Consider the following 14,696-nt stretch of genomic DNA (forward strand, 5'->3'; position numbering starts at 1 on the left):
AGGACGTACAGCCGGATGAGTGCTAAAGGGTGGTTGTGGGATCCTTGCGCGCCTTTAGCGATTTGAGCACAAAAGTACTTTCCCGATCGCGCTCCTCGAGCACGCTTTCGATGTACATGCACGTCTCGCACATCTGTGGGATTATCTGCTTGCTCAGCGCATTCACACGTCGCTGTGTTTTTCTCATTTCTGACGCGAGTCTCCATACGATAGTCTGTACGGATGCCATTCTCGTGAGTGTTTGCAACAGTAACCCGAAGTCCTCCCGCGCTCTATCCATGCACGCGCTGGAGCCGAGCGCAGCATACTGCAGCTTCGGTGGCTGCATCACTGCATCCAGACGGAGAAATCGCAATCCAGCAATTAAAAGCACCTCCTGCTGCACACGGCAGGGCACCGGTGTTACGAGCGCACAGGCAGCAATATCATCGCGGCCCTGTGCAAGAAGCAGCTGCCACAGCGACGCATACGCCTGCTTCCGACGCTTATCAAGCTCAGTCTCTAGAAGATGCACCTCTTCCAAGAGAGAAGTGAGCTCCATAAAGAGGATTTCTCGTTTTTGCTCAAGCAAGCGATAACCATCACGAGCCAAACCCAACTGATCTCTTACATACGCCAAATTCGACTTGGTGGGAGCTAAAGGTGTTTTCACCTCTGTATCCTCTCCCTGCGTGGCCAAGACACACAGCAAGGGAGCGCCGCAAAGAAATCACCCTTCTCCAAGAGCCTTATAGGACACATGGTCTTTACGCGTCCGCAACCGGGGTGCGGGCCTCCTCTATCGCCTTTCGCAACTGATCACTCACCGCGCTGCACGAAGCGGTCAGGTACTGATCGATAAGCTTTGGGTCGATACGATATAGCTCGGTGCGCGGCAAAAGTGAGAGCAAACTCCACCCGATATCGAGCGTCTGACTGATACTCCGATCTTCATGCTCATCCTGCGTGAGAAAGTACTGCTCAAACAAGTCACCAAAGCGCAGATAACACTTATCGAGTGCAGGTAATTCCTCTTCTCCGACAATCGAGGCAAGGCTCCGTACGCTTTGTACTCTTGCGTATGAAGCAAATAGCTGACTTGAAACCGCATGGTGATCTGCGCGTGTCATACCCTCCCCGATACCATCTTTCATTAAGCGAGATAGGCTGGGTAGACACCCAATGGGCGGATACAAGCCCCGCTGAGATAGGTCGCGTTGCAACACAATCTGTCCTTCGGTGATGTACCCGGTCAGGTCAGGGATCGGATGGCTAATATCGTCGTTCGGCATAGTTAAGATCGGAATCTGCGTCACCGAACCGGAGGATCCTTTCACTCTGCCTGCGCGCTCGTACAGTTCTGCCAAATCAGAATACAGGTAACCCGGATAACCCTTACGCCCGGGTACCTCCCCTCGTGTGGTGGAAACTTCCCGCAGCGCCTCACAGTAGTTTGTCATGTCTGTAAAAATGACTAATACATGCTTGTTCTTTTCAAAGGCGAGATACTCAGCTGCGGTTAATGCACAGCGTGGTGTGATAATACGCTCGATAGATGGCGCATCTGCAAGCGACAGGAACATCACCACCTTTGACAGTACCCCTGTTTCTTCAAAAGAAGAAACAAAAAAGCGGGCCACATCGTGCTTAATACCCATACCCGCGAATACCATCACAAAGGCCTCATCCGTGCCAAGAATTTTTGCCTGTCTGATAATCTGCGCTGCTAAACGGTTGTGCGCAAGGCCGTTCCCAGAGAAGATTGGCAGTTTCTGCCCACGAATGAGCGTATTCATACCATCGATAGCAGAAATACCGGTTTGAATGAAGTCACGTGGATATACGCGCGCGTACGGATTGATAGGATAGCCGTTCACATTACGCAATTGAGAAGAGAGCACCTCTGGGAAACCATCGATTGGTCTCCCTAATCCATCGAATACCCGCCCCATCAAACCCTCACAGACACGCAGCTGCATCGGCACGTCCAAAAACTCAAGGCAGGCACCGTCGAGGCTGAGCCCAAGCGTGGAGCCAAACACCTGAATCAGACAACACTCTTGAGAAAGATCAATTATCCTGCCGGTACGCAGAGCACCGAAGCGATCACGGATGGCCGTAATCTCCCCATAGAATGCACCTTCCCGGCGCTTTGCCACCACGATCGGACCGTCGATGGAGGACAGACCCCGATACCACACTCCCTTCATTCGACTTTCTCCCCCCCTTGTGTGCGCGCGGCAGCACACACACTCAGTTGGTCAAACTCAGTGCACATCGTGTCGTACACTTTCTGCATCTTGTGTACATCCTCATTCCCGTACGTAGTTTTCATACGTACGATGAGCTCCCGGCACGAAAGCTGGGACAGCGCAGAAAGCGAAATACCTGCACGCAGCAGCACCACGGCACGTTCGTGAAAATCCACTATGGTACGCAAGATCTGCACCTGCTTTTCGGGACAGGAGAACACATCCGTCGGATCAAAAGCGTTCTGCTGCAGAAAGCCACCTTTGATCATTTCACACACCATTAGCACCAGACGATCTTCTCCAGGCAGCGCATCAGGACCGACAAGCCTGACAATTTGCTGTAACCGCTGTTCCTTTCTCAGCAAATCCAAGGCTGCGGCGCGCAACGCGCCTGCGCGCGGGTCATACTTACTCCACCATGCACTTACTTCCTGCGCATATTCAGAGTATGAATCTATCCACCCAATGGCAGGGTAATGACGCGCGTGTGCAAGTTCACGATCCAAGGCCCAAAAGCAACGGATGAAGCGCTTTGTGTGCTGCGTCACCGGCTCAGAGAAATCTCCACCCAGGGGAGAAACAGCACCAATGATGCTCACAGAGCCCTCGCGCGCCACACAGGTTTCCACGCGTCCTGCGCGCTCATAAAATTCTGCAAGACGCGTCGGAAGGTACGCAGGGAATCCCTCCTCCGCAGGCATTTCTTCCATGCGCCCAGACAATTCACGCAGCGCCTCCGCCCAGCGGCTGGTAGAATCAGCCATGATGGCCACATGCATACCCATATCACGGTAGTATTCCGCAAGGGTAATCCCTGAATACAGCGACACCTCGCGTGCGGACACAGGCATATTGGACGTATTTGCGATCAAAATCGTCCGCTCCATAAGAGAGCGTCCTGTGCGCGGATCGATGAGTTTGGGAAATTCAGAGAGCACGTCTGTCATCTCGTTGCCCCGCTCTCCGCAGCCGATGTACACGATAATATCTGCATCACACCACTTGGCAACGGCATGCTGCGTCATTGTCTTCCCAGTTCCAAATCCCCCTGGAATAGCCGCCGTTCCTCCCTTTGATAGGGGGAAGAAAACATCAATCGCCCGCTGTCCAGTAACTAGTGGCTCACACACTGCAAGTTTTTTGCTGAAAGGACGCGCACGACGCACTGGCCAGTACTGGGATAGAAAAAGCGGCTCACCAAGATCAGTGCGTCCAATTTCTTCATCTATTGTGTAAGCACCTGCGCCCTTGAACGAAGATAGCACGCTCCCCCGGATGTCAGGAGGAACCATGATAGTGTGCACAACAGAAGGAGTCTCCTGCACGGTCCCTAACACTGACCCAGGTGCAATCGGAATCCCCGCGCACAGGGCCTCACCGCGCTCGTTACAATGAGGACGAAAATCCCAGCGTACGGAGCCATCAAGCGGTTGTGAACGCGCACCAGGACGCAAGAAGGCGCCGTCTTCTTGGAAGAGGCGCTCAAGTGGGCGCTGAATACCGTCATAAATGGTGCCGATTAATCCAGGCCCTAAGCGGACTGAGAGTGGTCGACGCAAGCTTGTCACCTTCTCCCCGACTCGCATACCTGTGTCATCCTCGTATACTTGCACGACCGCCTTGCTCTCATCCAACCGGATAATTTCTCCGATGAGCGATGCTTCCCCTACGTCGACAACATCGTATACGCTGCACGCAGAGAGGCCCTCGGCATACACAATGGGACCAGACACCCTCACTACACGGCCTGTAACCACATCGTCTTTGATCACGCTACCACTCCATTACCGCACAGGGCACACGCCAACTCCTGTCTCTTTTCAGACAAAAGTTGCGCGCAGATCTCCTCGATTGTACTCCGACACTGGAGCGTCCCGTCCTCCGTCTCAATAGTCAACCCATCACTGCACTGTGCGCGCCAGGCCTCAGCCTTATCAAAGGGGGTGAGAGAACGCAGGACAGCACGTGGAAGCGCCTGATTGAGAAGATCACGCACCCGCGACTCGCAATAACCGAAGAAACGTACCGTTATTTTTTGCTCGCCGATAAGCGGTGCATAGCGTTCGAGTAGACGAGCAAGGACCCGTAGCCGCTTCTCTTCCCCTATCTTTTCAAAATAACTAGCCAGTGCACGCTGCACGCGCGCGTCAACGGCACGGATTGTCTGCCTGATACGCTCCAACGGAATAACCGCCTGGGCATTGCGTTCATACGCGGCGATACGCTGGGCAAAGAGTTGCTCAACGGCGCGCGTGATGTCCTGGACGCGTGCAGAAGCGTGCGCTTCCAACTGCGCACAGTCAGCCCGCGCACAGGAAAGTATATGATCGGCACGTTTCCTTGCCTCCGCATATATATCTCTTTCTAACACCTCTGTTGAACGCAGCTCTTCCATGTAGTCTATACCTTTGCCCCGATAACCTGTCGAATTGATTCACGCAGGGACGTGCGTACGTTCCCCTGTTCGTGCAAAGCGGGGACTTCTACGACAAAGGGTAACTCCCCCTGCATCTGCCACGCACGCACCTCCTCTCTCAGGTAAGACATAGCGCGCTGGGTGAGTATGAGGACCTGCGCGGGACGGTCTCCAGAGGGGGGACGCGTGACCTGGGAGAATGCGCGCGCCGCCTCCTCTGGAGAATGTACCACGAAACCGTGCACCCCTACTAAGGAAAAACCCAACACCAGTTCTTGCTCTCCAATTATGCAATACGTCACTTGATGACACCCCAGACGCACGTCAAAGCAAGATGATAAGCAATGCGACCAAAAAACCCCACAGACAAATGCCTTCTGCAAGACCGATAAAGGGAAGTGCCTTTCCTGAAATTTCAGGATCCTCACTCATTGCCCCCATCGCTGCAGCCCCGATTTTACCTACTGCAAGGCCTCCCCCAACGCAAGCGAGCCCCACCGCGAGTCCTGCGGCAATGTATTTTAAGCCGCCATCTACATGAGAGGGCGGCTGACTCTCCGCGTTAAGAAGCACGCACAAGCCAGCAAACACACCCGTAAACCATGCTCTTTTCCAACCCATACTAATCCTCCTGATATCCAAACCTAAACGGTGCGAAGACGCTCCCACTTTTGGTAAAAAACTTTGAAAAAAACTCGTAGTATTGCAGCCGAACCGCTTGAATGGCAACGATCAACCCTTCTAGAAAGATAATGACTCCATTCCCAAACACGTACACGAGTATGCCCCATAGTGAAGCGTAGCCACCAACGAATTGCGTCATAGTAAACACCACAAAACTTAGTACCGCATGGGACAAGGCAAAGGCTCCCACGCGCAAAAAACTCATGGAGTTGGAGAAAAATCCCGACACCACATCGACCATTTCGATAACACCGTGCATTAGATACATGCCAACACCTTCAGGAAACCACGGACGCACACGCTTGCACACACGCTCCAAAAACTCTTGACAAAAAATACCCACGAGAGGCACGCCCATTGCAACCGCATCAAAGACCCCGAATGGAATTCCAAAAAGTGGTATGCGCACTGCAAGGGCAACCATGTACCAAAAAAAGAGGAGTCCGCACACTCCCGTTTTTGAACACACTGCTGCAAGCGCATGGCGCAGTCTCACCTGATTGACAATGTTGATGATAAGGCCCAGCGAATTAATAACAAATCCTAAAAAAAGCGTGAAGCCGAAAAAGGCCATAAGCGTGTGCAGAGAGCCATGAGAAGGCATTAGGTGCAAGATGTGATCGCGTGGTACTCCACCACATAGCGCAGTAACGCTGCGAATCAACGGAGCGAGGAGCGTACCATGAGCGAAAAACTCCCCCGTCAGAAAACCCATCACCATGCTAGAGAAACCTACGGACAAGAACACGTAGTCAAGGTGTGCCCATCTATTTAGCGCACGTACACGCCGCGTCCGCAGTAGCAAACCAAGTACGAAAAAGAGGAGACCCTGCCCGAGGTCCCCAAACATAATCCCAAAAAGCAGCGCATAGGAGAAAGCAACGAAAGGAGTCGGATCGACGAGCCCGTAGGGGGGACAACCATAACTAGACACCATACGCTCGTAACTACGCACAAAACGGCCATGCTGGTAACACACCGGCACATGCTCGCTGCCATCCCTGATAAAAGACAGCTCCTGTGGTTCAAACAGGCGGACTGCCATCCTCCCTGTGGTCACGTTGTCCAATCCTGCAACGAGGTCCTTCGCCTCATGTGCTGGCAACCAGCCAGCTATACGATAGGTATGCCGGGTAGACTCAAGCGCATCACGCGTGCGGTGCACACGTTCCTGCAGCGCAAAACGCCTAAGCAGCGCACACAGTGCCGGGCCTCGCATCGAGCCGAGCGCACATTTCTCACCCTGAAACTGCTCTTCGTTGGCAGAATCATGGGCTACAGAACTCTTCCCACGGGGAACTGAGGGAGCATCACCCTCTCGTTCGCGTGCGTGCAAAGCGTCAACTTCTGCAAGTATCTGCTGTGCCAACGTGTAGTCTTCTTCGGTAGGCAAAGAATCCCCTGGAGAAAACGCGCACTCGCCAGAGACACCCAGGTACTTACACGCTTCTTCAAGACGGCCGACATACTCTTTGCTCTGCGCACAGTGGGAAGAACTGCCACGCGCCGCGGCGGAAAGACGCAAATGGACAAGCGCCGTCTTTCCCAGGTACTCCAGTACTCGGTCCACATCCCGTTCAAGCACTACAAGTTCGAGGAACTTCATCCTCTGCGATCTAAACATAAGCTGCTTCCCCCAAGAACTCACGTGGCAGCGTACGCGCACTCCCTGCATGTATACATTCTGCAAGCGCACAGATGCCACGCGCTTCAAAGCGCTTCATCATAAAAAATGCGACGATCGTCGCAGGAGTAAAGAGCTGCGCATGAAAAACCGTGCGCGCAAGACAATACAGAAAACGGGAGCCCGCACGTTCAAACGCGTCTAGATCCGGCTCCCACTGTACCCCATCTACAGGATTATTTAAGAAGCGCTCATAGCGCCATCCACTCCACGCCCCGCGCTCAGTAAGAGAACAATCCCACGCAAACAGGATGCATTTCCACCACGTCCCCAGACACCTGCGTATCGCACCGTTAGAAGAAAGCTCCGAAGGAGCGTCTTTCTTCTGTACACCATAGAACATGCGCAGACGAAGTACCCACCCAACAGCGTACAACGCCACTTCTTCACGCACTAACCGGGAACATGCAGTGCGATCATCTTCGGGAATAGAACACAATGTCTGCCACAACGCATGGTAGTAACTTTGATCTAAGCGCAAATCCCACAAGACACGCTCATCACTCCGAGGTACGCGGTTGTACCAGGAAACTGGGCTCCCCCGAGTGACAGCCTCGATACACGGCCACTTTTCCCAACGAAAAAGGGAAAAACGACCCAAATCTGGCGGTTGGCAGACGCGAAACCCCGCCTGACTCTCAGAAGAAGAGAGCGTCTTCAGGTAGAGATAGTCGTAACGAGCAAGCAGCGCGGAAAAAAGCGAAGGGGGTTCCTGATAGCACGATGCCGCACGCACACAATCGCGCAGCAGACACGCCTCCACCCGCCGCTGGATCAGACCTACCAGATGTGCACCAGCAGACCTAGGGGCAGGCTCAGAAAAAAGGCGCACCCAGAGATCACACAGCGTCCCCACACCCTGCAGGGTACCCAGGCGCTCACCAACCCAAAGCCGAGCACACAAACCGGATAGTTTCGCATAGACGAACACATCCGCGACATCTCGCTCCACAGCCACACACTACCCAAAAAAGAAACCATCAAGGAAGGCTTCGAAGCGCTCCACGTCCTCCTCCAGCACAGAAAGCTCGCGTTCTAACTGTCCACACGCCTCCCTTCTCTGAGCGTCTATCCGCGCACAGGCCTCATGCCACGCCTGCTCCTGCGCCTCAACCACGCTCCCCTCCGCTTCCTTCACCAAGGTCTCCCCTGCCGCCTCTGCAGATTCGCGCATCCGCTGCGCCTGCTCCTGCGCCTTCTCCACGAGGACAGCGGCCGCATCCTCCACCTCCGCTAGGCGGACCATCACCCCTTTATCCATATTACCAACCCACGCGGCCGACACTCAGCGAGCACATCGACCTACTCCCGTACCTCAGGGGACGGAGGAACCGCTACCCCAGAGCCCGAGGAATTCCCTGCGGCAGGACCAGTAGACTCAGGAGACGTTGGAGCACCAGCACCTTCCTTCGGAGGGTGCTTCCACCACTCCACAGCCGTCTCGGCTTGCTTCTGCTGCGCCGCTTTCTGCAAGCCCGTGTCGTCCGGAGCCCGGTTCAACAACGCGAGAAAGAAAGTCAAACCAAAAAAGAGCCCTACCATAACGTAGGAAGTCTTCGTGAGGACCGAAGCGGAGCGCGAACCAAAGGCAGAACGCGAACCGCCCGAAAACATGCCACCAAGCCCATCTCCCTCTTCAGTCTGCAAGAGCACTAGCGTGACCACCAGAAGGCAAACCACCACCAGGAGTGAGAGTATCATAACGCTCAGCACAGCCATGCCTCATGCTACACCAAAGCGTGCGCAAAAACAAGGACTTCAACCTTTCACTCCCTGTCCCGAGAACAGAAAAACGACCATGTGAACGGCACAAAAAAAGAAACCTGCTTACGCAATACCGCACACCACCCAGAATCCTTTACTACTCTCTACACGCTGCGCGCGATAGGAACAAAAGACGCAGCCTCCAGCGAAGCACCGCCAATGAGTCCCCCGTCAATGTGCTCTTCAGCCAACAGTGCCCGCGCGTTCTCCGCTTTCATGGATCCGCCGTATTGAATACACAGTGCCTCTGCGATAGCCGCGCCGTACATCTCGCGGACTACTGACCGAATATGAGCATGAACCGCATTCGCCTGTGCCGGAGTGGCAGTCTTACCCGTACCAATTGCCCACACAGGCTCATACGCAACAGTTACATTATGCATGAGTGACCCACACACGTCTGCCATCCCTGCGCGCACTTGAGTTCCCACTACCTCGTTGGTACACCCCGCTTCATACTCTTGGAGTCGTTCGCCGACGCATAAGATGACGCGCAAACCGCTTTCTAACACGCGTCTGACCTTTTGATTGATAAGCTTATCATTCTCCCCACGCCCATGACGCCGTTCGGAATGCCCCACGATGACTACCTGTACCCCCAGGTCTTCGAGTTGAAGGACGGATACCTCTCCAGTATGCGCCCCCCACTCTTCACTACTCACGTCCTGCGCGCCAAGAAGTACGTTACTTCCCCGTAGCACCTTCCCCACCGCGTCTAAAGCGGTAAAACTCGGCGCAATCATGTATGTGTGCGGACCACCCCGTAATTCCCGCACGAGTTCCTGCGCAAGCGCCACCGCCTCCGCACACGTTTTATGCATCTTCCAATTCCCCGCGATAAAATAGCCGCGCATATCCCCTCCTTAGCACATCCTTTCGTTCACACCACAAACACCCCGCCGATAGCTCCACGAGAAACTGTTCTATAGAGCCACCGCAGAGACATACCCTCGCCAGGAGATCTCGCCCCAACCCAAGGGAAAATCTCACGGCACCACTATATCCTATGTTTCAAGACACGAAATGCCCGGTAAAACTTTACCCTCAAAGAGCTTCAGCGATGCGCCACCCCCCGTAGATACATGGCTCATGCGACTTGCAAGCCCAAACTTGCTGACTGCTGCAATAGAGTCTCCTCCACCAACTACCGACGTAGCACCCGCATCCGTCGCCTCTGCTATCAACTGCGCAAGCACCCGTGTACCGTGTGCAAAGGCATCGAACTCAAAAACCCCTACCGGACCATTCCACAACACGGAGCTCACTCCCTTTAAATGCGCACGATACTGCTCAAGCGTACGCGGACCAACATCCATACCCATCAAGTGCATAGGAATATGCACATCGTCCACCGCAACCGGCTGCGCATCCGCACAGAACGTGGACGCACATACGTGATCGACCGGCAATACCACCGACACACCACCGCTTTGAGCCTTTTGCAACAGCATACGTGCAGTGTCGATAAAGTCATCCTCCACTAGGGAGGTACCTACACCCACACCTTGCGCTTTCAAAAAGGTGTATGCCATCCCTCCCCCGATGATAAGCGCCGTCGATGTTCGAAGCAGACTCTCCAAGACTGCTATCTTAGAAGATACCTTGGCACCACCGACAACCGCCACCATTGGCACCTTCGGGTTGCATACCATAGGTTCCAGGTACCTCACTTCCCGCTCTATCAAAAGACCGGCCACTCTGCGACGCATAAGTCTCGGGAGTACCACCGTAGATGCATGTTCACGGTGCGCAGTGCCGAACGCATCATTAACAAAAATGTCCCCATACTGGGCAAGCTCCCGCGCAAATTGCTCCTGCACCTTCGCATCACCAGATGTTTCCTCGGGGTGAAAGCGCACATTCTCCAAAAGCACTACCGAACCGTCGGGCAGCCCTTCAATAAATTCACGCTGCCCGACGCAGGAAGGCGCAAAATGCACCGGCACCCCCAACTTCTTTGCAAGGCAGTCCGCAACCGGCTTAAGCCGGTGTTTGCCGTTAATGAATGCGTGGCGGTCAAAGGGACAACCATCTTTCTTAGCGTTCCCCTCTGCTTTATCCGCATCACGGGTAGGGTCTCCAAGATGGCTAATGAGCACTACGTGTCGCGGCCCCTGCTCGATGATGTACCGCAGAGTAGGAACTGCTGCAGTGACGCGCGTGTCGTCTTGCACCATACCATCACGCATCGGTACGTTAAAATCAACACGCACGACAACACGCTCACCTCGCATTGTGACATCTTTACAAGTTCTCAGCATCATCTCCTCCTTTTTGACGCAGGGGTTACCCCATCCGCCACACGTTGCGGCTGATTCTCACTATATTTCAAAAAAAGATTCAATATCCGCATCGGTCGGACGCCTCACATCACTGCTCCCCTGCCTGTGCGCCCTACACGCGTACGGGGTGGGGCACAGACCCTTCGTCATTGTTGACATTTTCTATGCGGAATGATATACCCCGGCGGGTGCTGATTCCCCTGTAGCTCAGTTGGTAGAGCAAATGGCTGTTAACCATTGGGTCCGTGGTTCGAGCCCGCGCGGGGGAGTGATGTTTTTGGTTCTTTCAGTTAAGAATTCTCATGGAAGGTGGTGTGTCTTTCACGGGTTGTGGCCCCTTGGGGGCAGTGAGCAGTACTTCCAGCTTTTTTAGAATGGGCCGTGCAGCGTCCCGTGGGTCTGTGTGCGCCTGGTTTCTATCGGAAAAATGCGGGGCTTGGTGCCCATGAGAGTAGGTGCCTATGGAGTTGAAGGTCCGTCAGAGTGGCGGAATATGTGTCGTAGACATCAGTGGGGACATGGATCTGTATCATTCCTACAAGCTTAAAGACCTTGTGCTGAAGTTGTTCGATAGGGGCCCGCGCTGTATCGTCATTGACCTTGAGGCGGTAGAGTATATCGATTCCTCAGGGATTGGCGTTCTCATCTATCTGTGTTCGACAGTGAAAAAGTTAAAAATCCACTTCTTTATCTCAGGTGTGCACGGCTCTGTAAAGAAAGTGATTGAGCTCACCCGGCTGCTGAATTATTTTCCCATCGCTGAAAGCGTAGACGAGGCTCTTGCAAGGGCCCGATCCTCTGCACCGCCGCAGACCGGCTCCCTGTAGGTTTTTCCTCGTCATGGGTTGAACCCTCCCACGCGCGGGAGGGTTAGATATCCCACAGCTTTTTGCTGCCGCGTGCCGCTGCACGGACTGCAGTGGTAGCGTCTTTCCTTTATACTCAGCACTGTGCATATGGTAACGGACGGCGCTTCCCCAAGAAGTGGGGTGTCGCTCATTATCGGCAGACCTTCCTCAGGTAAGTCAACCTTTCTCAATGCCGTGTGCGGGTACAAGGTGTCCATAGTTTCCCCTATACCTCAGACAACCCGTAACACGGTGCGCGGCATCGTAAATATAGAATCCGACCAAATTGTCTTTATGGACACCCCGGGGTATCACCGGTCTGACAGAAAATTTAATCTGCGCCTGCAGTCCCTTGTGCACAGTAATGTAAAGGATGCTGATGTGCTGTTGTACCTAGTAGACGCTACCCGTCAATTTGGAGAAGAAGAAGCAGCCATCTGTGCATTGCTTGCCCCGTATCAAAAAACGCGCGTATTGCTTGCCTTCAATAAAGTGGATGTCCTTCACAATTCGACCTCGTGCGACGAGCATGCCTTTTTACACAGGCAAGGCAGCGTGCTGCGGGCCGGCAGCCTGGGACGAGCGCTACACGCCGCACTCCCCCACCTCCCTGCTGATCGGGTATTTACAATATCTGCCCTGCACCAGGTTGGGCTCGATGCCCTCATGCGCACGCTGAGAGATCTCTTGCCAGAAGCGGCGCCTCTGTACCCTCAGGATTGCTATACGGATCAGACCATCGCCTTTCGCGTCACTGAGCTCATCCGAGAACAGGCAATCGCACGCTGCCGGGACGAACTGCCGCACGCACTATACGCCGGAGTGGAAGACATGGAGCTGCGCCGCGGCAAGCGGGAACTGTGGTGCCGTGCGTTTCTTGCAGTAGAACGGGAAAGTCAAAAGGCAGTGCTCGTGGGGAAGAAAGGTGCAGTTATTCGCGCCATACGGCTAGATGCCATCCGCGCGCTACGCACACTCCTCCCCTACCATATTTCCCTTGATATACGAGTGAAGGTAGACCGCAGCTGGAGACAACGCGACCACACACTCAGCTCCCTTCTGTACTAGGATGACCGGTGCCCAAATGAGGAATTCGCCGCAGGGGCGGGCCGCTCAAGGCGTATAGTTACTGAAGGTTCGTCACACACAGCCGGAGGTCCATAATACTGTACCGCCCCCGGATACACGTAGCTTGTTTTTAAGGCCCAACTCGCACGCCGACGAGAGAACACCCGAAACGGCATGCCCTCCAGGTCAACCAGCGCCTTTTTTATCACCGGCTTTTGACTTCCATGTCGGCGCTCCATGTTCATGAGCATAGTAAGCGGCACGCCACCTACTGCCCACTCAGCTACAGAAGACGTCAAGTTACGCACCGACGCTACGTACCCTGTAAACCTGTGCACGGCCAGAAGACACGCGGTCAAACCGAGCGTATAGCAATAATCTGCATCAAAGTTGGACGGAAAAGCGCATCGCCCTTCGTAACCAAAAAAATGAGCAATGCTGGAAAAAACACCGGTGTACGTACCTTCCTGCTTCATCTGCGCTAAGCGCTCCGTTACCTGGAGAATGAGCAAACGCTCTGTGTCAATGCGCGACACCTGCACATTCCCATGTGGATCCCGATCTGCCAAAAGCTGTGTGGAAATTTCAGCAGGTAATGCGTTAAACACCGCACGAGCAGAAGCAGACAACGCCTGCTCTATCCAAACGCGCTGCGCGTCAGGAGTGTCCAGCGCCTCAAATTCCTGCGCGCGGCGTGCCATCACCTCGTTGAGCTCCGTAATTAGAGCCTTCATTTCAGGTATAAATTCGATAAGTCCTTCTGGAACTAACACTATACCAAAGTGCTCACCGTGTTGTGCGCGCGTGGCGATGGTGTCACACAACGACTGCACGATCTGTGCGAGCGTTAACGATTGCGCCGCTACTTCTTCCGAAATGAGACAGACATTTGGCTGTGTTTTCAGCGCGCACTCAAGCGCAATATGACTGGCTGAACGCCCCATGAGCTTAATAAAATGCCAGTACTTGCGGGCACTGCACGCATCGCGCGCAATGTTCCCGATAAGTTCACTGTATGTTTTTGTGGCAGTGTCAAAACCAAACGAGGTTTCTATCGCCTCATTTTTCAAGTCTCCGTCAATAGTTTTGGGAACACCGATAACCTTGGTAGAAATACCACTGTTTACGAAGTGTTCTGCCAAAAGGGCAGCGTTCGTGTTGGAGTCATCACCTCCTACAACTACGAGTGCATCAAGCGCCATACGCGTGACTGTCTGCGCCGCGGCGGCAAACTGGGACTCACTTTCGATTTTGGTGCGTCCTGAACCAATGAGGTCAAAGCCACCTGTGTTGCGGTACGCATCTACACGGTCTGCGCATATCTCGATATGATCGCCAGAAAGCACGCCCGCAGGACCGCCTAGAAAACCGATAAGGACAGAGTCAGCGTGCCATCGTTTTAATCCGTCGAAAAGCCCTGCTATAACGTTGTGACCACCTGGTGCCTGACCCCCTGAGAGTACTATGGCAACACGTAATCCTCGCGGCTCAGGTGCAGTCTCCATGGGGGAATCTTCGTTTTTCTCACTAGCATTAACGAAGTTCACCAGCGGCTGACCGTAGGTCCGCGCAAAAAGAGAGCGCAACGCGTCATAGTCTGCCACCGCAGTGGTGGATAAGCCGCGACGCGCACAAACGCGCCGAAAGTCCCCCCGAAGAAGATCGGGGACCTTTGGCAGGTAGCGATGCCGTTCCTGTTGCAAGAGAGAAATACTCATC

At 54.0% G+C, this 14,696-nt stretch carries 16 protein-coding genes and 1 tRNA gene; 4 read left to right on the forward strand and 13 right to left on the reverse strand.

Translation table 11 applies throughout. The features are described 5' to 3' along the window. Positions 1-22: 22 nt before the first annotated feature. From TPANIC_RS02585 to TPANIC_RS02640, 12 genes are all read right to left on the reverse strand, one after another. Positions 23-652 carry a V-type ATP synthase subunit D gene (locus TPANIC_RS02585; RefSeq protein ID WP_010881975.1) on the reverse strand — a complete coding sequence of 210 codons (630 nt, stop codon included), beginning with the start codon at positions 650-652 and terminating at the stop codon, positions 23-25. A 94-nt stretch (positions 653-746) separates the two neighbouring features. Continuing rightward, positions 747-2,189: a V-type ATP synthase subunit B gene (locus TPANIC_RS02590; protein ID WP_010881976.1), complete on the reverse strand. Its 1,443-nt coding sequence runs from the start codon at positions 2,187-2,189 to the stop codon at positions 747-749. Next, a complete protein-coding gene (locus tag TPANIC_RS02595; RefSeq protein ID WP_010881977.1) occupies positions 2,186-4,003 on the reverse strand; it encodes a V-type ATP synthase subunit A in 1,818 nt (605 codons plus the stop codon). The genes TPANIC_RS02590 and TPANIC_RS02595 overlap by 4 nt, the downstream gene beginning before the upstream one ends. Beyond that, on the reverse strand, positions 4,000-4,626 hold the full coding sequence (locus TPANIC_RS02600; protein WP_010881978.1) for an ATPase: 627 nt from the start codon (positions 4,624-4,626) through the stop codon (positions 4,000-4,002). The genes TPANIC_RS02595 and TPANIC_RS02600 overlap by 4 nt, the downstream gene beginning before the upstream one ends. A 5-nt stretch (positions 4,627-4,631) precedes the next feature. Next, entirely contained in the window at positions 4,632-4,949 is a 318-nt protein-coding gene (locus tag TPANIC_RS02605) for a V-type ATP synthase subunit F (protein WP_014342462.1), read from the reverse strand. Between the two features lie 22 nt (positions 4,950-4,971). After that, positions 4,972-5,268, reverse strand: coding sequence for an ATP synthase subunit C (locus TPANIC_RS02610; protein ID WP_013945170.1), 297 nt, complete (start codon positions 5,266-5,268; stop codon positions 4,972-4,974). A 1-nt stretch (position 5,269) separates the two neighbouring features. Beyond that, a complete protein-coding gene (locus TPANIC_RS02615; RefSeq protein WP_014342463.1) occupies positions 5,270-6,955 on the reverse strand; it encodes a V-type ATPase 116kDa subunit family protein in 1,686 nt (561 codons plus the stop codon). After that, positions 6,948-7,973 (reverse strand): V0D/AC39 family V-type ATPase subunit, encoded by a 1,026-nt coding sequence (locus tag TPANIC_RS02620; RefSeq protein ID WP_010881981.1) that lies wholly within the window; start codon positions 7,971-7,973, stop codon positions 6,948-6,950. The genes TPANIC_RS02615 and TPANIC_RS02620 overlap by 8 nt, the downstream gene beginning before the upstream one ends. 3 nt (positions 7,974-7,976) lie before the next feature. Continuing rightward, the gene (locus tag TPANIC_RS02625; RefSeq protein WP_010881982.1) at positions 7,977-8,189 is read right to left on the reverse strand and encodes a hypothetical protein; all 213 of its coding nucleotides are present in this window, start codon (positions 8,187-8,189) and stop codon (positions 7,977-7,979) included. 128 nt (positions 8,190-8,317) lie between these two features. After that, a complete protein-coding gene (secG, locus tag TPANIC_RS02630; RefSeq protein ID WP_014342465.1) occupies positions 8,318-8,734 on the reverse strand; it encodes a preprotein translocase subunit SecG in 417 nt (138 codons plus the stop codon). Between the two features lie 149 nt (positions 8,735-8,883). Beyond that, positions 8,884-9,633, reverse strand: a complete 750-nt coding sequence (gene tpiA, locus TPANIC_RS02635) for a triose-phosphate isomerase (RefSeq protein WP_010881984.1) — start codon at positions 9,631-9,633, stop codon at positions 8,884-8,886. Between the two features lie 150 nt (positions 9,634-9,783). After that, positions 9,784-11,043, reverse strand: coding sequence for a phosphoglycerate kinase (locus TPANIC_RS02640; RefSeq protein ID WP_010881985.1), 1,260 nt, complete (start codon positions 11,041-11,043; stop codon positions 9,784-9,786). Here TPANIC_RS02640 and TPANIC_RS05310 point away from each other — a divergent pair. From TPANIC_RS05310 to era, 4 genes are all read left to right on the forward strand, one after another. After that, positions 11,015-11,236: a hypothetical protein gene (locus tag TPANIC_RS05310; protein ID WP_010881986.1), complete on the forward strand. Its 222-nt coding sequence runs from the start codon at positions 11,015-11,017 to the stop codon at positions 11,234-11,236. The two genes, TPANIC_RS02640 and TPANIC_RS05310, sit on opposite strands and share 29 nt — an antisense overlap. Positions 11,237-11,257: 21 nt before the next feature. Continuing rightward, positions 11,258-11,330: transfer RNA gene (locus TPANIC_RS02645), tRNA-Asn, on the forward strand. A 192-nt stretch (positions 11,331-11,522) separates the two neighbouring features. Next, complete coding sequence (locus TPANIC_RS02650) at positions 11,523-11,888, forward strand: anti-sigma factor antagonist (protein ID WP_013945178.1); 366 nt, start codon at positions 11,523-11,525, stop codon at positions 11,886-11,888. A 129-nt stretch (positions 11,889-12,017) separates the two neighbouring features. Then, positions 12,018-12,977 carry a GTPase Era gene (gene era, locus TPANIC_RS02655; RefSeq protein ID WP_010881988.1) on the forward strand — a complete coding sequence of 320 codons (960 nt, stop codon included), beginning with the start codon at positions 12,018-12,020 and terminating at the stop codon, positions 12,975-12,977. On the opposite strand, the gene TPANIC_RS02660 is transcribed toward era, so the two are convergent. Then, positions 12,974-14,695, reverse strand: coding sequence for a diphosphate--fructose-6-phosphate 1-phosphotransferase (locus TPANIC_RS02660; RefSeq protein ID WP_010881989.1), 1,722 nt, complete (start codon positions 14,693-14,695; stop codon positions 12,974-12,976). The genes era and TPANIC_RS02660 overlap by 4 nt on opposite strands. Between the last annotated feature and the right edge of the window lies 1 nt (position 14,696).

This window comes from Treponema pallidum subsp. pallidum str. Nichols (genome assembly GCF_000410535.2).
GTDB lineage: Bacteria > Spirochaetota > Spirochaetia > Treponematales > Treponemataceae > Treponema > Treponema pallidum.